This is a genomic window from Methylobacterium bullatum (assembly GCF_014845095.1).
GTDB lineage: Bacteria > Pseudomonadota > Alphaproteobacteria > Rhizobiales > Beijerinckiaceae > Methylobacterium > Methylobacterium bullatum.
Window position 1 is genome coordinate 1 of the sequence record NZ_NKUG01000095.1, and the last position, 18,584, is coordinate 18,584.

At 67.3% G+C, this 18,584-nt stretch carries 22 protein-coding genes; 11 read left to right on the forward strand and 11 right to left on the reverse strand.

Going from position 1 to position 18,584, the window contains the following annotated elements:
• The first annotated feature begins 27 nt into the window (after positions 1–27).
• The 3 genes from rpiA to MBTS_RS14510 are packed head-to-tail and all read left to right on the forward strand — an operon-like array spanning position 28 to position 2,685.
• Entirely contained in the window at positions 28–738 is a 711-nt protein-coding gene (gene rpiA, locus MBTS_RS14500) for a ribose-5-phosphate isomerase RpiA (RefSeq protein ID WP_147829856.1), read from the forward strand.
• 56 nt (positions 739–794) lie between these two features.
• The gene (locus tag MBTS_RS14505; protein ID WP_056140161.1) at positions 795–1,379 is read left to right on the forward strand and encodes a DUF2059 domain-containing protein; all 585 of its coding nucleotides are present in this window, start codon (positions 795–797) and stop codon (positions 1,377–1,379) included.
• 22 nt (positions 1,380–1,401) lie between these two features.
• Positions 1,402–2,685, forward strand: coding sequence for an O-antigen ligase family protein (locus tag MBTS_RS14510; RefSeq protein WP_192215914.1), 1,284 nt, complete (start codon positions 1,402–1,404; stop codon positions 2,683–2,685).
• On the opposite strand, the gene MBTS_RS14515 is transcribed toward MBTS_RS14510, so the two are convergent.
• The gene (locus MBTS_RS14515) at positions 2,634–4,007 is read right to left on the reverse strand and encodes a PleD family two-component system response regulator (RefSeq protein ID WP_018045230.1); all 1,374 of its coding nucleotides are present in this window, start codon (positions 4,005–4,007) and stop codon (positions 2,634–2,636) included. The two genes, MBTS_RS14510 and MBTS_RS14515, sit on opposite strands and share 52 nt — an antisense overlap.
• Before the next feature lie 57 nt (positions 4,008–4,064).
• Positions 4,065–4,442: a response regulator gene (locus tag MBTS_RS14520; RefSeq protein WP_018045229.1), complete on the reverse strand. Its 378-nt coding sequence runs from the start codon at positions 4,440–4,442 to the stop codon at positions 4,065–4,067.
• A gap of 76 nt (positions 4,443–4,518) precedes the next feature.
• Between MBTS_RS14520 and MBTS_RS14525 the strand changes: the two genes are divergently transcribed.
• Entirely contained in the window at positions 4,519–4,824 is a 306-nt protein-coding gene (locus MBTS_RS14525; RefSeq protein ID WP_018045228.1) for a DUF3572 domain-containing protein, read from the forward strand.
• Positions 4,825–4,914: 90 nt separating this feature from the next.
• Here the strand turns inward: MBTS_RS14525 and MBTS_RS14530 are convergent, their stop codons facing one another.
• Both MBTS_RS14530 and MBTS_RS14535 read right to left on the reverse strand, forming a co-directional pair.
• Positions 4,915–5,775 carry a cell envelope integrity EipB family protein gene (locus MBTS_RS14530; protein ID WP_147829858.1) on the reverse strand — a complete coding sequence of 287 codons (861 nt, stop codon included), beginning with the start codon at positions 5,773–5,775 and terminating at the stop codon, positions 4,915–4,917.
• Between the two features lie 52 nt (positions 5,776–5,827).
• Entirely contained in the window at positions 5,828–6,595 is a 768-nt protein-coding gene (locus MBTS_RS14535) for an alpha/beta hydrolase (protein WP_238254048.1), read from the reverse strand.
• Positions 6,596–6,706: 111 nt separating this feature from the next.
• Between MBTS_RS14535 and MBTS_RS14540 the strand changes: the two genes are divergently transcribed.
• Genes MBTS_RS14540 through MBTS_RS14550 form a run of 3 tightly spaced genes read left to right on the forward strand, consistent with a single transcriptional unit; the run spans position 6,707 to position 10,515 of the window.
• A complete protein-coding gene (locus tag MBTS_RS14540) occupies positions 6,707–7,900 on the forward strand; it encodes an MFS transporter (RefSeq protein WP_192215915.1) in 1,194 nt (397 codons plus the stop codon).
• 26 nt (positions 7,901–7,926) lie between these two features.
• Positions 7,927–10,104 (forward strand): primosomal protein N', encoded by a 2,178-nt coding sequence (locus MBTS_RS14545; protein WP_147829864.1) that lies wholly within the window; start codon positions 7,927–7,929, stop codon positions 10,102–10,104.
• Between the two features lie 51 nt (positions 10,105–10,155).
• Positions 10,156–10,515 carry a SpoIIAA family protein gene (locus MBTS_RS14550; protein WP_026176180.1) on the forward strand — a complete coding sequence of 120 codons (360 nt, stop codon included), beginning with the start codon at positions 10,156–10,158 and terminating at the stop codon, positions 10,513–10,515.
• Positions 10,516–10,521: 6 nt separating this feature from the next.
• On the opposite strand, the gene MBTS_RS14555 is transcribed toward MBTS_RS14550, so the two are convergent.
• From MBTS_RS14555 to MBTS_RS14585, 7 genes are all read right to left on the reverse strand, one after another.
• The gene (locus MBTS_RS14555; protein WP_056140181.1) at positions 10,522–10,914 is read right to left on the reverse strand and encodes a hypothetical protein; all 393 of its coding nucleotides are present in this window, start codon (positions 10,912–10,914) and stop codon (positions 10,522–10,524) included.
• 313 nt (positions 10,915–11,227) lie between these two features.
• Positions 11,228–12,217, reverse strand: coding sequence for an asparaginase (locus MBTS_RS14560; RefSeq protein ID WP_056140184.1), 990 nt, complete (start codon positions 12,215–12,217; stop codon positions 11,228–11,230).
• An 8-nt stretch (positions 12,218–12,225) separates the two neighbouring features.
• Entirely contained in the window at positions 12,226–12,432 is a 207-nt protein-coding gene (locus MBTS_RS14565) for a Trm112 family protein (RefSeq protein ID WP_056140807.1), read from the reverse strand.
• Between the two features lie 24 nt (positions 12,433–12,456).
• Positions 12,457–13,125, reverse strand: a complete 669-nt coding sequence (locus MBTS_RS14570) for an LON peptidase substrate-binding domain-containing protein (RefSeq protein WP_056140186.1) — start codon at positions 13,123–13,125, stop codon at positions 12,457–12,459.
• 28 nt (positions 13,126–13,153) lie between these two features.
• The gene (locus tag MBTS_RS14575; RefSeq protein WP_056140188.1) at positions 13,154–14,083 is read right to left on the reverse strand and encodes a thioredoxin family protein; all 930 of its coding nucleotides are present in this window, start codon (positions 14,081–14,083) and stop codon (positions 13,154–13,156) included.
• A 170-nt stretch (positions 14,084–14,253) separates the two neighbouring features.
• On the reverse strand, positions 14,254–14,730 hold the full coding sequence (locus MBTS_RS14580) for a hypothetical protein (protein WP_018045217.1): 477 nt from the start codon (positions 14,728–14,730) through the stop codon (positions 14,254–14,256).
• A gap of 59 nt (positions 14,731–14,789) precedes the next feature.
• On the reverse strand, positions 14,790–15,767 hold the full coding sequence (locus MBTS_RS14585) for a glutathione S-transferase family protein (RefSeq protein ID WP_056140191.1): 978 nt from the start codon (positions 15,765–15,767) through the stop codon (positions 14,790–14,792).
• A 105-nt stretch (positions 15,768–15,872) separates the two neighbouring features.
• Here MBTS_RS14585 and MBTS_RS14590 point away from each other — a divergent pair, with 105 nt between their 5' ends.
• The 4 genes from MBTS_RS14590 to MBTS_RS14605 all read left to right on the forward strand — a co-directional run bounded on the left by MBTS_RS14590 (position 15,873) and on the right by MBTS_RS14605 (position 18,552).
• Positions 15,873–16,409 (forward strand): 2'-5' RNA ligase family protein, encoded by a 537-nt coding sequence (locus MBTS_RS14590; protein WP_192215916.1) that lies wholly within the window; start codon positions 15,873–15,875, stop codon positions 16,407–16,409.
• A gap of 35 nt (positions 16,410–16,444) precedes the next feature.
• Positions 16,445–17,203: a phosphatase PAP2 family protein gene (locus MBTS_RS14595; protein WP_018045214.1), complete on the forward strand. Its 759-nt coding sequence runs from the start codon at positions 16,445–16,447 to the stop codon at positions 17,201–17,203.
• 120 nt (positions 17,204–17,323) lie between these two features.
• Positions 17,324–17,896, forward strand: coding sequence for an RNA pyrophosphohydrolase (locus tag MBTS_RS14600; RefSeq protein WP_056140195.1), 573 nt, complete (start codon positions 17,324–17,326; stop codon positions 17,894–17,896).
• Positions 17,896–18,552, forward strand: coding sequence for a DUF2939 domain-containing protein (locus MBTS_RS14605; protein WP_192215923.1), 657 nt, complete (start codon positions 17,896–17,898; stop codon positions 18,550–18,552). Before MBTS_RS14600 ends, MBTS_RS14605 begins: the two co-directional genes overlap by 1 nt.
• Positions 18,553–18,584: the final 32 nt, after the last annotated feature.

Here is an 18,584-nt window from a genome sequence, read left to right on the forward strand (position 1 = left end):
CTCCCTCCCGACGAACGGGGCTTCCTCGTGAGCGGTCCCGATCTGCGTCGCGCCGCCGCCGCCCGCGCCCTTGATCTCGTCGAGGACGGAATGCGGCTCGGCATCGGAACGGGCAGCACCGCCAACGTGTTCGTGGAGTTGCTCGGCGCGCGGGTGCGTGACGGGCTCAAGGTCACGGGCGTCCCGACTTCGGAGGCGACGCGCATCGCCGCCGAGCGCGTCGGCATCCCCCTGGCCACGCTCGAAGACCTGCCCGAACTCGACCTCACCATCGACGGTGCCGACGAGATCGATGCACGGATGCGCTTGGTGAAAGGCGGCGGCGGTGCGCTCCTGCGCGAGAAGATCGTGGCTTTCGCCAGCCGCCGCATGGTGGTGATCGCCGACGCGGCGAAATCGGTGACGACCCTCGGCGCGTTTCCGCTGCCGGTGGAGGTCAATCCGTTCGGGCTCGGCGCCACCCGCATCGCCGTGGCCCAGGCCATCGAGAGCGCCGGTTGCACGGGCGACCTCGTCCTGCGTGCCGGCCCCGGCGGCACGCCCTTCGTGACCGATGGCGGCCATCTCATCCTCGACGCCCATCTGAAGGCCATCGCCGATCCCGAACGCCTGTCCGCCGCGCTCTGGGCGGTGCCCGGCGTGGTCGAGCACGGTCTGTTCCTCGGCCTCGCCACCGGCGCTGTCCTGGCGGAGGCCCGTGACGGGCAGGCGCACGTCACCTGTCTCGGCGCGGTCTGACGCGCCTCCACCTTCCTTCGATATCCTGATCGACACGCCTTTCCGGAGCGTTCGCCATGTCCCGCCGCCTCTCTTCCGTCCTGACCGGCTCCATTCTCGCCGCACTGCTCGCCGCCTCGGTTCCGACGATCGTGCACGCCCAGGCGCAGAAGCCTACCGCGCCGGCCAAGCCCGGCGCCAAGCCCGCCGCGCCGTCGACGCCCGCCGCCCAGCAGCCGACCTACACGCCGAACCATCTGGCGCTGGCGCGTGAGGTCACCCTCAGCTCCGGTATCGCCCGATCGTTCGATTCGATTCTTCCGGCCTTCGGCCAGCAGATCAAGCAGGCGGCCATCACCCGTCCGGACTTGACCAAGGACCTCGATGAGGTTCTCACCTCTCTGGCGCCGGAGATGGAACTGCAGAAGCAGATGATGATCGAGACGGCCGCCAAGATCTACGCGAGCCGCCTGTCCGAGGCCGAGCTCACCGAGATCGTCGCCTTCTTCCATTCGGCAGCGGGCAAGCGCTACGTCGAGACCCAGCCGCAGGTGCTCGACGAGATCGTCCAGGCCATGCAGAACTGGACCCAGGGCGTGTCCGAATACATGATGGTCCGCGTGCGTGCCGAGATGGGTAAGCGCGGCCACGAACTCCAGTAATCGCCCGGTCCGCCCGTCTCCGATGTTCGCTCTCCCACCTCGATCGGAGACGGTCGCGCTTCTGCGCACCGCCGGTGCCGTCACGCTCGCCATCCTTCCGGTGGCGATGGCGCTCGCCAACCGGTCGAGCCCGACCGTCGTCGGCCTCGCCGCGTTGTTCTTCCTCGTCGCGGGGCTGATCGAGGATGCGCGCGCTACGACGCGGTTCGTGGCGAGGCCCCTCGCCACGCCGATCGGTCTTGCCGCCCTCGGCTTCGTCGTCTGGTCGCTGGCCAGCATCGCCTGGAGTCCGGCGCAGGATCTGTCCTGGCGCAACATCCAGGAATTCCTGCCGACAATCGCGGGGGCCTATCTCCTCGCCCGCCTCGCGCCCTGGAACATGCCGGCCTTCACGCCCCGGCTCGCCGCCTGGTCCATCGCGCTCGCCGGCCTGTACATCGTCGTGGCCCTGGCCGCCCACCTTCCTCTCCATCGGGCGATGGGCTCGCGGGTGGCGCTGTTCGTCTTCAACCGTCCCGCCCTGACGATCCTGCCCGTGATGGGTCCCCTGGCCTATCTCCTCCACCGGCGCGGGCAGGGAATCGCGGCACTCCTCGTGCTCGTGATCGGTACCGGCGCGATCCTGCGATCGATCAGCGGCGCCGCCGCCCTGGGGCTCGCAGCCGGCGCCGTCACGGCCCTCATCGCCGTCCTGACCCCGCGGCGGGTCGGGCTCGCCATTGTGGGGGCCATGCTGGGCCTCGCCCTCGTCCTTGCACCGGTGGAGGGGGATATCCTCCAGAAAGTGATGCCCGATGCGGTCCACGAACGGCTCGTGCAGAGCAGTTCGCGGGCACGGGTGGCCATCGCCCGCAGCTTCGGCGCGGCCGTGGCCCTCGATCCCTGGAGGGGTGCGGGTTTCGGGACCTCCGCGCGGTTCATCGAGACGCCTGTCGCCGCACGGATCGAGCCGGGACTGCGGCCGATGCTCGCGGTGGGCCACCCGCACAACATCTTCCTGCAGATCTGGGCCGAGCTCGGCATCGTCGGCGCCGGCCTTGCCAGCGCGATCCTGATGATGATGCTGGCGCTCATCGCCCGCATGCCCCGCGGCGAAGGCGTGGTGGCGCTCGGCCTCGTGGGCTCCTGCACGGCGGTGGCCTTCGTGGAGCACGGCGCCTGGCAGGGCTGGTGGATCGCGGCCCTCGGCGCCGCCGTCGCCTGGACACGCGAGGCCGGGATGGAACCCTACCGCTGCGACCGCTCGGATCGATCTCAGGCCGCTTCGGCTTCCACCCGGTTGCGGCCGGAGGATTTGGCGCGGTAGAGGGCGAGATCGGCACGTTTAAGCATATCCGCCGGGCCCTTGTCGTCGACATGGCGGCACGCCACCCCGATGGAGACGGTGACGTGGATCTCCCGCGTCTCCTGGTCGATCAGGAACGGGACGGCTTCGATGCGCTCGCGGATACGCTCGGCGATGACATGGGCGGCCTCCGGTTCCGCGTCGGGCAGGATGATGACGACCTCTTCGCCGCCATAGCGGGCGACGATGTCGACGACGCGGGTATGAAGGCGGATACGGTCGGCGAAGGCGCGGAGCACCTCGTCGCCCGCCTCGTGACCGTAGGTGTCGTTGATGGACTTGAACCGATCGATATCGAGCATCAGCATCGATACGGCACGGTGGCGCAAGGCGGCGTCGTCGAACAGCACCGCGAGATGGCTGTCGAGGTAGCGTCTATTGTGGAGCCCTGTGAGCCCGTCGGTGACGGCCATCTCCATCGAGGCCTGGACGGCGCCGCGCAGGGTGTCCGAGAAACGGCTGCGCCGCACTTGGGTGCGCACGCGGGCCACGAGTTCGTTCCGGTCCACCGGGCGCATGAGATAGTCGTGCACGCCGAATTCGAGGCCGCGGATCACCCGTGCTTTGTCGTTCTCCTCCGCGATCATCATCACCGGCATGGTGCGGGTACGGTCGAGGGACAGGACCTGGCTGCAGAGGCGCAGGCCGTCGAACCCCTGGAGGTCGAGGCTGACGAGAGTCAGTTCGAAATCCCCCTCGGTGGCGAGGACCATCGCGTCGTGCGGGTCCGCCACGACCGTGACCCGATGGTGCTGGTTCAAGGCCGCCGAAAGCCTTTCCGCCGAGTTCTTCCGGTCCTCGACCAGCAGGATCGACGCGTTCTGGCCGTCCCCGGCGGCGGCGAGGGCCAAGGGATCGCCGATGCCGAACTCCCGCGAGGCCAGCGCCCTGTCGCGAAGCTCATCGGTGACCGCCTTCAGCCGGACGAGGTTCCGCACCCGCGCGAACAGGGCGGTGTCGTCGATCGGTTTCGTCAGGAAGTCGTCGGCCCCCGCGTCGAGGCCGCGCAGCCGGTCCGACGGCTGATCGAGGGCCGTCACCATCACGACGGGGAGATGGGCGGTGGTCGGGTTGCGCTTGAGGCGCCGGCACACCTCGAAACCGTCCATGCCGGGCATCATCACGTCGAGCAGAACGAGGTCGCACAGGCCCTTCTCGCAGATCGAGATGGCATCCGGCCCGTTCATGGCCGCCAGAACGTCGAAATACTCGAGGGACAGCTTCGTCTCGAGCAGCTTCACGTTCGGAAAGAGATCATCGACGATCAAGATGCGGGCCGACATCGTTCCTCGCGGATTCTAACGGGTTCGACGGGGCGACCCTGTGGACGGTGGCCCTCATCAACGGGCTCCGTCGCCGAGGTAGAGGCGGACGGTGGCGAGAAACTTCGCCACGGAGATCGGTTTCGAGAGATAGGCCTCGCAGCCGCCTTCACGGATGCGCTCCTCGTCGCCCTTCATGGCGAAGGCCGTGATGGCGATGACGGGGATATGCTTGAGGTCGTCGTCTTCCTTCAGCCATTTGGTGACTTCGAGGCCGGAGACCTCGGGAAGCTGGATGTCCATCAGGATCAAGTCGGGCCTGTGGGCGCGGGCGAGTTCGATCGCCTCGATCCCGTTGGCCGTCTTGAGCGTCGCATAGCCGTGCCCCTCCAACAAATCGTTGAAGAGCTTCATGTTGAGTTCGTTGTCCTCGACGATGAGCACGGTCTTCGGCATGGCTCATTGTTCCCGGCAGGCTGGCGGCGCATTCTGGAAGGACCGACGTCCCGCTCGATGAGAACCTAAGGGATACATGTTGACGAAACGCAAATCCGACCGTCCCGAAGAATCCGCCGAGCACCTCGCCATCTCGGTGCTCGGATGGCTCGCGGAGGACGGCGACAGGCTGCTGCCCTTCATGGCCTCCTCCGGTCTGACACCCGACACGTTACGGGAAAGCGCCACCGATCCGGCCTTCCTCTCTGCGGTCCTCGACCATCTCATGGGCGACGAGGCGGTTCTGATCGCCTGCGCCACGGCCCTCGACGTGAAGCCCGAACAAATCGCCGCGGCGTGGCGCCGTCTCGGGCCGGCCGATCCGGATGCCGAGTTCGGGTGAGGACGAAGCTCGGCAACGTAAGGGTGTCCTCCGGGCCCTGCGAGCCGCCCCCGGCGACCGCCCTTCACGGGCTTTGAAAGGCGCCGGGTCTCACGGCTTGCACTCGGCCTCAGTTTTTGCGTCGGCCTTGTGGAGGTCGAGACGGCTGAGGTCGCCGGCGATGGTGAAGTCGCCGTAATTGAGGCTGAGCCCGCCGCTGACGCCGTTCTCGTAGAGGAGGAAGGTGAGGGTGTAGACCGGGGTGCGCTCACCCTGTCCGGGGGTGAAGTAGCTCAGGGTCACCGGCCAGCGCCGCATCGCCGCCATTTCCCCGTCCCGCAAGGGCTTGTCCCTGTCGGCACCGCCATCCTTAGCAGGCTCTTCGGCGGTGATCGGTTTGCCGATCACCGCGAGCGTGTCGAAGATCTTGCGGCCGTCGTCCGACCCGTCGAACACCCTGGCCGACATCGTCGTCTCGCCGGCCTGTGCCGCCTCGATCATGCGGCGCATGTGGAGAGTCGGGAACAGCACGGAGCCGTTCTCGGTGTACTGGTCGCGCTTGGGCTCCTTCAGCTTCACCTTCAGGGCGTCCGCGCCGCTCTCTGCCGTGCCATCCACCGAGGTCGATGCGCTGCCGTTGAGCACCGTGTTGGTCTTGAAGCGGAAACTGTGCCCGTCGCCGCCCTCGAAGGTGGTGTTGCGCAGATCGGAGAGGCGCTTGCCGGTCTCGCCGCTATCGAGTTCCGTCACCTGCCGGGTCTGCATCGTGTAGCCCTTGCAGGCATCTCCGCTGAAATCGAGGACGATGCGTCCCCGTGCGCTCTCGACCGCCCGTGCCCCCCGGCTTTCGGCCAGAGACAGATCGTAGACCGCGCGGTGGCCGGCCAATCGCATCGGCGCCGCCTCGGCGATGGCCGTAGAGGCGGCGATGGCGCCGAAGGCGATGGCGAGGGTGGAGCTTGGCAACCGCATGAGGTCTCCCGATGGACGCGCCGGTCGAAGCGAGAGGCGTGCCGATGCGCCGTCACAGATAGGGGGGCGATGCCGAAGCGGCAACGGCGGCGGTTTGCGTCGCCTCCTCGATGCCGGGAGCGTCTCGGAACCGCCCGTGCCGGATGAAGCGTAGCGAAGCGGTGATCGCGGCGCGGTTCAGGATCATCAGGTCGTGGGTGGTGTGGAGGGTGAGGTGATCGCTCATGCCGGAGACCCGCGTCCGCGCCACGCTCACGCGCCCGTCATTGGGGCGGGGCAGGATCAGGAAGGATTCGATCAGCCAGACCGAGCGGTCCGCCGCGATGACCCCAAGGGGAAAATCGACTTCGCCGAGGAGCGTGGTGAGGGCCTCCGAGCGGTGGGTGGTGAGTTGTGCGCCCGCCGGTCCGAAGAACAGCCGGTATGGCCTCATCCGATGCAGAAAGTCAGCCACTTCGCTGCCGCCGTTCGGCGGTCCCAGCATCACCACGCGGCCGAGATTGGCCGGGCGATACCGGGTGATGATCCCCCGCGCCACGAGCCCGCCCATGGAATGGGTGACGAAATGAAGGCGGCGGAGGCCGGACGCGAACGCCGTCACCTGGGGTGCCGCACCCTCGACGATCGTCTGGATCGTGGCCTTTCGCCCGGGGTAATCGAGATTGAGAGTGCGGTATCCCTCGGCGCGAAAGGCGCGCTCCATCCTCCCGAGGGAGGCCGAGCGCCGCGCGATGCCGTGAAGCAGTACGATGCCCTCGGCACCGTCCGTCTTCCTCGCGTCCGCGCTCCTGCCTTTGAGGTCGACTGGCGAAGCCGTCATCGGGTTGCTCCCCGCAGCACTGCGCCCGACACTCTCCGGGGCGGCGGTCGAGGTAGTGCCGGCGGTCGCCATGACGCAAGCGAGGAAACGCACGATGCCGGCCACACTCGCGTGAGCGACCGTACCGACGACCGTCGGCCGCTGGCCCGCCATCTCGCCCTCTTCGTTGCGCTCTATGCTGGATACGGAGCGCTCTCGCCATTCCTGCCGCTATTCCTCGAGCGGCGTGGGCTGCCGGCGCACGAGATCGCCTGGCTCATCGCCCTCGCGATCCTGGTGCGGATGGTGGCGGGACCGCTCGCCGGGTGGATCGCCGACCGGTGGGGCATCGTCCGCCCGGTCCTGGCCGGTGCGGCCGCGCTCGCGGGACTTGCCGCTTTCGGGCACCTCGCGGTGACGGGATTCGCGAACCTGCTCGCCGTCGGCCTTGCCTATGCCGTCCTCACCGCCCCCCTGGCGCCGTTCAGCGACGCCCTCGCCCTGGCCGCCTCGCAAAACGGTCGGCGCTTCGTCTACGGCTGGGTGAGGGGCGTTGGCTCGGCCGCCTTCATCCTCGCGACGAGCGTGGTCGGCTGGCTGGTGCCTGGGCTCGGGATCGAGGCCGCGATCCTGATCGGGGGCGGTCTCTTTGTCGCCGCCGGTCTCGCTGCGAATGGACTTGGGACGGGCAGACCGCCGGAGGTGGCGGCCAGACCAAGGCCGCGGCTGGGCGTCTCGGAGGTGTTGGCGAACCGGCGCTTCCGTCGCGTCGTGCTGGCGGCCTCCCTGGTCATGGGCGCGCATGCCATGCACGATGCCTTCGCGATGATCCTGTGGAGCCGGAATTCCATCCCGGCCGGGATCGCTGGCCTGCTCTGGTCGGAGGCGGTGGCGGCGGAGATCCTCGTCTTCCTCCTTGCCGGGCCGTGGATCCTGAGGCGGCTGGATCCGGGCCGGGCGATCGGGCTGGCAGCCGTCGCCGGGGCATTGCGATGGGGGATCAGTGCCGAGACCGTGGCACTTCCGGCGCTCGTTGCGATCCAGTGCTTGCACGGGCTCACCTTCGCGCTCCTGCATCTCGCCTGCCTGAAGGAGATCGAACGCTGCGTGCCGCCGGATCTCACCGCCACCGCGCTGACGCTCTACGGTCCCCTCGGCCTCGGCCTGTCATCAGCTTTGTTCACGCTTGCGTCCGGTCCGCTCTTCGCCGCTTACGGAGCGTCGGGCTTCTGGGGCATGAGCGGGGTCAGTCTCGCGGCCCTTCCGGTGGCGATCGGTCTGGGGCGCGGCGAGCGTTCGCGATCCGGCGAGAGAGTACGTACATAGAACATGGTTCCCGTGCAGAAGAGCCCATGCCCAGCGTCGCCGATATCCTGATCCCGCTCGCGCTCGACAACGCCTACAGCTACGCCGTGCCCGCCGGGCTGGTCCTGTCGCCGGGCGATGTCGTGCAGGTTCCGCTCGGGCCGCGTGAGACGGTGGGGGTGGTCTGGCAGGTGGCGGAGAGCCCCGGCGGCTCGAACCTGCGGCAGGTGACGGGCCGGGTCGAGGCGCCCCCTCTTTCCGATCCGTTGCGCGAACTCGTCGACTGGCTCGCTCGCTACACCCTGGCCCCGAAGGGCTCGGCACTGGCCATGGCCCTGCGCCTGCCCGACGAGGCGGCGCGCGGCGAGACCTCGCGGATCGGCGTGCGCGCTTCGGGCAAGACGCCCGCCCGGCCGACGCCGGCGCGGATGAAGGTCCTGGCGGTCACCGCCGATGGGACGATGCGCGGCAAGAGCGCGCTCGCCAAGGAGGCGGGCGTCTCGCTCAGCGTGGTCGATGGCCTCATCGATGACGGTGCCCTGGAGGCCGTGGCCCTGGCGCCGGAGCCGGTGGCGCTCCCGCCTGACCCGGACCACGAGCGCGTCCCCCTGTCGGAGGCGCAAGACCAGGCAGCCCGTAAACTCATCGGCCTCGCCTTTCCCGCGTCGGAGGATGCGAAGGCGCCCACAATCCTCCTCGAAGGCGTCACCGGCTCCGGGAAGACCGAGGTCTATTTCGAAGCCGTGGCCGAAGCCGTCCGGCACGGGCATCAGGCACTCATCCTGATGCCGGAGATCGCGCTCACGGCGCAGTTCCTCGACCGGTTCGCCGAGCGCTTCGGTGTCCGCCCGGCGACCTGGCATTCCGGCATCGGCTCGAAACGCCGCGAGCGCCTGCGCGCCGGTGTGGCGGCGGGCGAGGTCGCGGTCGTGGTCGGTGCCCGCTCGGCCCTGTTCCTGCCGTTCAGCGATCTCGGCCTCGTCGTGGTCGATGAGGAGCACGAGGCTGCCTACAAGCAGGAGGACGGGGTCCATTACCACGCCCGCGACATGGCGGTGGTGCGCGGCCGTCTCGAGAACTGCCCGGTGGTCCTCGCCTCGGCGACCCCCTCCATCGAGACCAAGGTCAATGCCGAGAAGGGGCGCTACGCCCATATCGTCCTGCCCGAGCGGTTCGGCGGGCGGCGGCTGCCGGACATCCATGCCATCGACATGCGCCTCGACAAGCCGGAGAAGGGCCGCTTCCTCGCCCCGCCCCTGGTCAACGCCGTGCGCGCCACCATCGAGGCCGGCGATCAGGCGCTGCTGTTCCTCAACCGCCGTGGCTATGCACCGCTCACCCTGTGCCGGGCCTGCGGCCACCGCTACCAGTGCCGCAACTGCTCGACTTGGCTGGTGGAGCATCGCTTCCGCCGGGCGCTGGTCTGCCACCAATGCGGCTATGCCGAGCGCCGGCCCGACGCCTGCACCGAATGCGGCACGTTCGACAACCTGACCCCCTGCGGTCCGGGGGTGGAGCGCATCGCCGAGGAGGTGGCCGAGCTGTTTCCCGACAAGCGCGTGATCGTCCTCTCCTCCGACTTTCCCGGCGGGGCCGAGCGCCTGCGCGCAGAGTTGCAGAGCGTGGCGGATGGGGAATGCGACATCGTCATCGGCACCCAGCTCGTCGCCAAGGGCCACAACTTCCCGCATCTGACCCTGGTCGGCGTGCTCGACGCCGATATCGGCCTGACCTCCGGCGATCCGCGTGCGGCCGAGCGGACCTTCCAGCTGCTCCAGCAGGTGACGGGCCGTGCCGGGCGTGGCGACAAGCCGGGCCGCGCCCTGGTCCAGACCTACCAGCCGGATCATCCGGTGATCGCGGCTCTGCTTTCGGGCGACGCTACCCGATTTTACGAGGAGGAGATCGCCTCGCGCGAGGCCGCCGGCCTGCCGCCGTTCGGGCGGCTCGCCGCCCTCATCGTGTCGGCAAACGAGCGCGAGGTGGCGGAAGCGCATGGACAGGCCCTGGCGCGGGCCGCCGAACCGCCGGAGGGCATCATGGTGCTTGGGCCGGCCGAGGCCCCTCTCGCTCTGATCCGAGGACGCTACCGGTTCCGGCTGCTGGTGAAGACTGAGCGGGCCGTCGATCTCCAGGCCTATCTGCGCGACTGGCTCGGGCGCGGGCCAAAGGTTCGCGGCAACGTGAAGGTCGCCATCGACGTGGACCCCCAGAGTTTCCTATAAGTCTGGTCCGACGTTCGCATGGTGCGTTCGACCCGACCAGGAGTGCTGCACGTGCTGACCTACACCAAGACACCGGACTCGAACGTGGCCGAAATCGTCGTCGACGGCCAGATCACCGATGAGGACATGAACACCGTCATCACCGCCATGCAGGCCGATCTCGACAAGGGCGGTAAGCTCAAGCTGCTGGAAGACGTGCGCGAGTTCAAGGGCATGGAGCCGGCGGCCTTCTTCAAGGATGTCCGCTTCGGCCTCGCCATGATGAAGGGCGTCAGTCACGTCGCCCTGGTCACGGACGCATCCTGGCTGCGCATGGTCGCCGACACGTTCGGCAAGGTCTCACCTGCCAAGATCAAGACCTTCGACCGCGCCCATATCGACGAGGCGCGGAGCTGGCTCGCCGCCGCTTAAAGAAATCTATTCGGCTTGGGCGGTGCGCGTGGTCTGACGCCGCGCCGTCCAGCGCCCCGAGCAGAGGGGCGAAACCTTCCAGGTGCCGCTGCCCGAACGGGCCTCGAGCCGGCCGGAGGCCGCGCCGCTTGCGCTGCCATTCGAGACATTGAGCCCCACCGTTCCATCGGTGCCCACGCGACCTGTCATCGTAGCCCGGTCCGCCGAGGAGATGAGTCGGACCTGCCCGTCCTGGACGGAGACCGAGTAGCTGTAACGGCTGTCGCAGATACCGCTTTCGGTCACGAGCTCGACGGACCATGCGCCATTGAAATTGCCGCCCTCGCGGCTGACGGCCGGTTGAAGATGAGCGGATGAGAGTCCGGCTCCGAGCGCCAGCACAGCCACGAGTTTCGACATGTTTCCCCCTGAGTTGAGACAATTCGCAGATTCCCATGGGCAGCCTTTCGGCGCTCTTGATAGGAACCATGCGTTTTGTGAGTTGATGGATTGTATAGATCTTTGATGCTCAGGGCAAATTTATGGCATCGGCCAAGGTAAGCTTCGCCGTTATGGTAGGCAGATGGTGGCGAATGCTAAGGCGAAATGGCGAATGGGGGCGTACAAATCAGGCGCGGTATGAATTGGCGTGCAAGCTATAGCCGAGCCGGTATCGCTTCGATATTGGCAATGCTTCGGTGTCGAGCGATGGCACCTCCGATCAACGCTCGTTTCAACGATCGAAATAGGCCTGCAACGCGTCGCGGTCCTGCGTGATCGGCAGCGTGAGGAGGGCCAGCACGCGGGCCTTGTCCGGCGACAGGTCGTCGGCGAAAACGGCGCCCTCCGCCTTCAGGGTGCTCCCGCCGCCGGGGAAGCCGTAGACGGGCAGGGCGCGGCCGTTCTCCAGTTTTGTGGCGATGACGATGGCGACACCCTGGGCGATGGCGCTCCTGATCGCGGCGAGGAGCGCGGCATTGACGTTGCCCATGCCGAGGGCGGCCACCACGATCCCTTCCGCGCCGCTCTCCACGGCATGGTGGACCTGACTGCCATCGGCACCGGCATACATCGCCACGATGGCGATTCTGGCGAGCCGATCGGGCAGCGGCAGGGTCTGCCGTCGCATGGGCGACCGGCGGATCACCACGCGATCCTCGTCGATGGTGCCGAGGTAGCCGGTCTCGCCCGAATGGAAGGTCTCCACGTTGTGGGTGTGGGTCTTCCTCACCTCACGCGCCGCGTTGATCGCGTGGTTGAGCGTCACCGTCACGCCAAGGGATGCGGCGGCGGGCGTGAGGATCTGGCGTACCGCATTGAGGAGGTTGCGGGCGCCGTCACTGTCGCGGTCAGAGGCGTTGCGCTGCGCACCGATGACCACGACCGGCTTGTCGCTGCGCAGCGTCAGATCGAGGAAATAGGCGGTGGTGTCGAGGGTGTCGGTCCCGTGCAGCACCACGACTCCGGCGATGTCGGGATCGGCGAGCAATCCCTCGACGGTCCGTGTCAGCGAGGGCCACAGGTCCGGACCCATCTCCGCGCTCGGAATGTTGGAGAACTCCGTCACGGTGATCCGCGCGAGCTTTTCCAGGCCCGGCGCGGCGGCGACGAGGTCGGCTCCGGACAAAGCCGGCACCGGTGCATGGGTCACCGGGTCGGTCTTCATCGCGATGGTGCCGCCTGTGGCGACGATGGCGACGGTGGGGAGAACGAGATCCGTCACCGTTCGCCTCAATCGTTCAGGGGCCGCGCCTCTTCGGGCAGCATGATCGGGATACCGTCACGGATCGGGTAGGCGAGCTTGGCCGAACGGCTCACCAGTTCTTGGCGGACGGAATCGTATTCCAGCGTCTGCTTGGTCAGTGGGCAGACCAGGAGTTCGAGGAGCTTTGGGTCGACGCGCGTGGCTTCCACGCCGGTCGGGATTTCGTCGGTCATCGTCATTGTCCTCGGGTCGCGGCTTCACTGCAGGGTCGGCTCGGACCCCGATCCGCGCACCAACTCCATCTCGGTCACCGCAATCAAGACCTCAGCGCGGGTCTTGAGGTCGGTCGCCTCCAGCATCGCCTGTTTTTCGCGCGAGCCGAACGGGCTCATCATGCAGAGCGCGTTGACGAGGGCCTCGTTGGGCGCCTCGTCTATGCCCGCCCAGTCGACCTTGAGGTCGTTCACCTCGACGAAGTCCTTCAGTGCCTTGAGGACGCCTTCGCGGTCTACTGCGTCTTCGCCCGCTCGCGGTTCGAAGTCGCTGAGGAAATCGTCGTAGGAGACCTGGCAGCGACGGTAACGGGTGGTGGTCGCGAGTTCGCCTTCGACGCGGAACCGTGCAATGCCAGTAAGCGAGATGAGGTAGCGCCCGTCGCCGGTCTCGGCGAATTGGGTGATCCGGCCGAGGCAACCGACGCGAAAGAGCTTGGGCGTCATTGGCGACGATCCGCTTTCCACGTCGGGCTGGATCATGCCGATGACGCGATCGGTCCTCAGGGCATCGTCCACCATGGCGAGGTAGCGCGGCTCGAAGATGTTCAGCGGCATCTGTCCACGGGGCAGGAGCAGCGCGCCGGGCAGGGGGAAGACCGGGATGACGCCGGGGCAGTCGCCCGGTCCCTTGTAGCCCGCATGGGTGCTCATCGCGTCTCTCCGCCCCGGCGTTGATGCGTCATGCGAAGACCAGCGTCGACAGTCGCCGCCGGCCCCGGATCGAAGCCTTGTCCATGAGGCCCCAGGCCTCGAAGAACGTCAGGAGCTGCTTGCGGGCCGCCCCGTCGTTCCAGGTCTTGTCCTGCCGCTCGATCTCGATCAGCTCGTCCACCGCCTCGTCGCGCTTCCCGAGACCGTTGAGGCCGAGAGCGAAATCGAACCGGGCCTGGAAATCGGCGGGATCGGCGGCGATGCGCTTCTGGAACACGCCGAGATCACCGAGGGAGGCCGCCTGTTCGGCGAGCTCCACCGCCGCGCGGATGCTCGCCAGAGCCGGGTCACCGGCCTTCTCTGGCGGCGCCATGTCGAGAATCTGGCGCGCGTTGGCGACCTCGCCGGAATCGAGTTGGATCTTCGCGAGGGCAGCCAGGGCCACGAGGTTCTCCGGCTCCTGCCCGAGGACGGCGGCATAGAGTTCGGACGCCCCTGCCATGTCGCCTTCGCCGAGGGCCGCTTCGGCCTCGGCCATCATCGCCTCCACCGGCGTCGGGCCGGCGGGACCTGTGAGCCTGGCGATGAATTCCTTGATCTCGCTTTCCGGCAGCGCCCCGACGAACCCGTCCACGGGACGTCCCTTGTCGATGGCGATGACGGCCGGGATCGATTGCAGCCCGAGCTGCTGGCTGATCTGCGACCAGATCGCCGGATTCTCGTCGATATTCACCTTGGCGAGGATGACGGCGCCCTTGGCGGCGGTCACGGCCTTCTCCAGCAAGGGAGTCAGCTGCTTGCAGGGGCCGCACCATGTCGCCCAGAAATCCACCAGAACCGGCTGCTGCAGGGAGGCAGTGATGACCTCGTCGCGAAACGTCGCGGTGGTGACGTCCTTGATGAGGTTCGCGGGACCGCCGGCGGGGCTCGCCCCGGCGGTGGAAACGTCGTTCAGCATGCCATCCTCAACTCTCGCACTCGGATCGACGGAACGGATGCCGCCGGTGGCCGATCAGATTCGTCCAAGCCCTAGATGGGCGCCCCGGATCAACTGGACCAGAGCGGTACTCGGGCTATTCACACCATCCCGGCCTCTAAGCGCTTCGGCCGTCTCGCAGCACCACCGCCTCAGGGTTTCGGCGCGCCGGGGGGCGTTTTCGCGTCCGTGACGAAACGGGCCTCATAGCGTCCCTTGGCCGAGGTCGCCTCGCAGGTGATCGCGGTCTTGCCTTCCTGCGGGTTGCTGAAGCTGCACGACCCGACAGCCGCTAGCGGTCCGCGAACCACGCCCTCGTCGGTCTTCTCGCCGGGAACGACGAGATTGATCGGCTGCAGAGCGTCCGTTTCCTCCGTCCGCTCCTGTTGTGCCCCACTGCCGCTGAAGCTCAGGGAGCGGCCGTCCCAGGCGGAGAAGTCGAAACTCGTCCGGTTGCGGGACACGGTGTTCATCATCGTGTCCTTGCAGTTCTGGGTCACGTCCAATCCCGCCACGATCAGCTTCTCGCATGTGCCCTCGAGCTTGATCGCAGTCTGGGCGCCCGCAGGACTTGCCAAGGCGACAAGGACGGCGAGGGCGGGAAGGATGAGGGCGGATGGTGTCTTCATGGCGCTGATGTATGTCCGTCGTCGGATCTGTCGAGGGCAATGTCGCGAAGGTCGCGGCCTCATGTTCCGAAGCGTAACGCCCTGTCGTTGGGAGCGTCGAGATCGAGCTCTGGACCTTTCGGCACGATCCCCGTCGGATTCAGGCTCGGATGACTCCCGTAATAGTGCTGCTTGATGTGGATGAGGTTCACCGTGCCGGCGATGCCGGGCAGGGTGTAGAGGTCGCGCAGGTAGTGCGAGAGGTTCGGATAGTCGGCGATCCGGCGCAGGTTGCACTTGAAGTGCCCGACATAGACCGGATCGAACCGCACCAGAGTGGTGAATAGGCGGATGTCGGCCTCGGTCAGCGTCGCGCCGCACAGGTAGCGGGCCTTGCCCAGCCGCTCGTCGAGGGAATCGAGTTCGGCGAACAGGGCGTCGAAGGCTTCCTCGTAGGCGTCCTGGGTCGTCGCGAAGCCGGCCTTGTACACCCCGTTGTTGACGGCATCGTACACGCGGGCGTTCACCGCATCGATCTCGTCGCGCAGGGCTTCCGGATAGAGGTCGGGTCCGGTGCCGCCGAACGCGTCGTTCAACATGCGGATGATCTCGGACGATTCGTTCGAGACGATAGTGCGGCGCTGCTGGTCCCAGAGGACGGGGACGGTGACGCGACCGGTGAAGTCCGGCACTGCCTTCAGATAGACCTCGTAGAGTCGGTTCGCGCCGTTCACCGTGTCGGGTGTGGCTCCCGGTGAATCGCTAAAGACCCAGCCTTCCGATCCCATATGCGGATCGACCACCGAGACCGTGATCGCCTCCTCCAGCCCCTTCAGCGCGCGCACGATGAGGGCGCGGTGCGCCCAGGGGCAGGAAAGCGAGACGTAGAGGTGATAGCGGTCGGCCTCCCCGCGAAATCCGCCCTCGCCCGACGGGCCGGGCTCACCGTCGGCCGTGACCCAGTTGCGGAACTTGGCATCCGTTCGCTTGAACCGGCCGCCGGTATCCTTCGTGTCGTACCAGGTATCCTGCCAGGTGCCGTCGACCAGCAATCCCATCCGTCGTCTCCCACCAGACCCGCCGATAGCGAGATGAGCCATGTGTGGCTTGTCGGAAAGAGCAAAATAGCGGGAACAGGTCTGCATCCGCACGGTTTGCCGGCGATGAGTACCTTGCCCGACGCGCCCACGGCCGATCCGCTGATCCTTACCCTAGAGATGGACCCGGAGACTTTCTGGCATTTCGACGGGTTGAGACGGCGGCATTTCCCGCAGAAGCTCAACGTCATCCCGGCCCATGCCACCCTGTTCCACCACCTGCCGGGCCTGGATGAGGAGGGGATCGCCGTGACCCTTTCCGAACTCACGGCGGAGCGTGAACCGGCGGAGGTCGCCGTCACCGAACTTCGCTTCATGGGCCGCGGCGTCGCCTTCGCCCTCGTCTCCGACGCCCTGTCCCGGCTTCGGGACGAGATCGCCCGGCGTTACGCGGATGTGCTGACCGCACAGGACCGGCAGGGATGGCGGCCCCACGTCACCGTCCAGAACAAGGTCGCGCCGGACGTCGCCCGCACCCTGCATCATACGCTGGAGCGCGATTTCGAACCGTTCAGCTTCACCTCGCCGGGGCTGATCCTCTGGCGCTACCTTGGCGGGCCGTGGCAACAGCGGGGACGCTTCGCCTTCGGGCGGCATCGATGATCGAGGGACGACGAACCGATGACGAAGACAGCAGCATGAAGGCGCCGCTCCCGACCTATCTCCAGCATCCGCTGTTCAGCCACGCCACGGCCCTGTGGCTGCGCCTGCGCCTCAACGAGGTCGGCCCCCTCGTGGCGCTGCTGGGCGTGAGCTTCCTCGGCTACGCCTTCTTCTTCCTCGCCGATGAGGTCGGGGAGGGCTCCACCGAAGCGCTCGACCGCAAGATCCTGCTTGCCCTGCGCAACCCCGCCGACCTGTCGGACCCGATCGGGCCCCGCTGGCTCGAGGAGACGATGCGCGACATCACGGGACTCGGCAGCGTCTTCACCATCACCTTCGTGACCCTGAGCGCGGTCGCCTATCTGGCGCTCACCCGGCGGCACCGCATCGCCGCCTTCGTGCTGGGCGCCATCGGCGGGGGATTGCTCGTCTCGACGGTGCTGAAGATGTTCTACCATCGGCCGCGGCCGGATCTCGTCCCCCACGGCATGGACGTGTTCACCGCGAGCTTCCCCAGCGGCCACGCGATGATGTCGGCCATCGCCTACCTCACCCTGGCGACATTGCTGGCCCGCGTGGACCAGAACCGTGCGGTGAAGGTCCTGATCCTCCTTCTCGGTGTCGGGATGACGCTCATCGTTGGGGTGAGCCGGATCTATCTCGGTGTGCACTGGCCGAGCGACGTGCTCGCCGGCTGGTGTATCGGCGCGGCCTGGGCCTCCCTGTGCTGGTTCATGGCGCTGATCCTTCAGCGAAGAGGCGAGGTCGAGTCCCCCGATCCTCCGCCGGGCTGACCTTGCCCGAAGGTTTTGTTGGCAGAGTGAGTCCGGCAGGCGGCGCGAGGGGAACGCTCTTCACGCGATCCCATCGTGAACTGCCCCTTGCCGCATTGCGGCCCATCGCTGCCCTGACCTATGGTCCCGCCGATGAAGCTCACCGTGCCCGAACCCGACCTGCCGTATCGGCCCTGCGTCGGCATCATGCTGATCGCTCCCCGGGGGAGCGTCTTCATCGGCCGTCGCCGTCAGGAGGCGGGGCCGGAGCATGTGCAAGGAGACCGCGCCTGGCAGATGCCGCAGGGTGGGATCGATGAAGGCGAAGATCCTCTCGCGGCGGCCCTGCGGGAACTGCACGAGGAAACCAACGTCTCGGCCGGTTCGGTCGTACTCCTCGGGGAGACACCCGGCTGGCTCGCCTACGATCTGCCGCCCGCCGTACTTAAACAGGCCTGGAAGGGCCGGTATCGCGGACAGACGCAGAAGTGGTTCGCTTTCGGTCTCGTCGGGGACGAGACCGAGATCGACGTGCTTTCACCCGGCGGCGGCTTGCACAAATCCGAGTTCGATGCCTGGCGTTGGGAAGAGATGGACGGGTTGGCCGACCTCATCGTGCCGTTCAAGCGGCCCGTCTACGAGGCCGTGGTCGCCCAGTTCGCAGTCCTTGCCGGGTGGAGCGAGCAGGCGCAGAGGGCTGCCCCATCGCGATGATGCGATTGTGGTGGATCCCCATTTCCCTGATTCTGTCGTGGTTCGTCTACACGCTGACGCCGTTCTGGATGCTCTATGATCTGGCCTCGGCAGTGCAGGCACGGGACGTCGGGTATGTCGAACGGCACGTCAACTTCCGCATCCTGCGCCAATCCATGATCCGTCAGATCTCGGCCGCCGCCTCTCAGCCGAGGGGCGAGGCCGGTGCCGAGGTCGCGCTCTCGCGTGATCGACAGAGGCTGATCGAAGCCGCGGCGGCCCTGGCCGAACCTCTGACGGAATCCCTTGTGACGGCACAGTCGGTCATCGATCTCCTCGATGACGGCATTCCTCAATCCCTCGATATCGGCCTCCGCGGCGGCGATGCCGAGCATAGGAGCGACGTTCCCGCCGGATTGAGGATCGACACGATTTCTCGGCTGATCCCGTACTACCTCTCCTCGGAGATGCGGGGATTCCGCACCCTCGTCATCGCCGTGCCTCCCGAAGCGTCGCGGTCGCAGCGGTTCCGCCTGCGCCTGCGCCTGCGGGGGTGGTCGTGGCGGCTGGTTGAGATCGAACTACCGAGCGACCTGCGTAACCGCATCGCCAGCAAGGTGGCCCGCGTCCGCAATCATCCGGACCAGGATGCCGTACCGCCGCCCCCCCCGCCCTGAGCAGATTTATACCCGACGACCTGCGACACTCC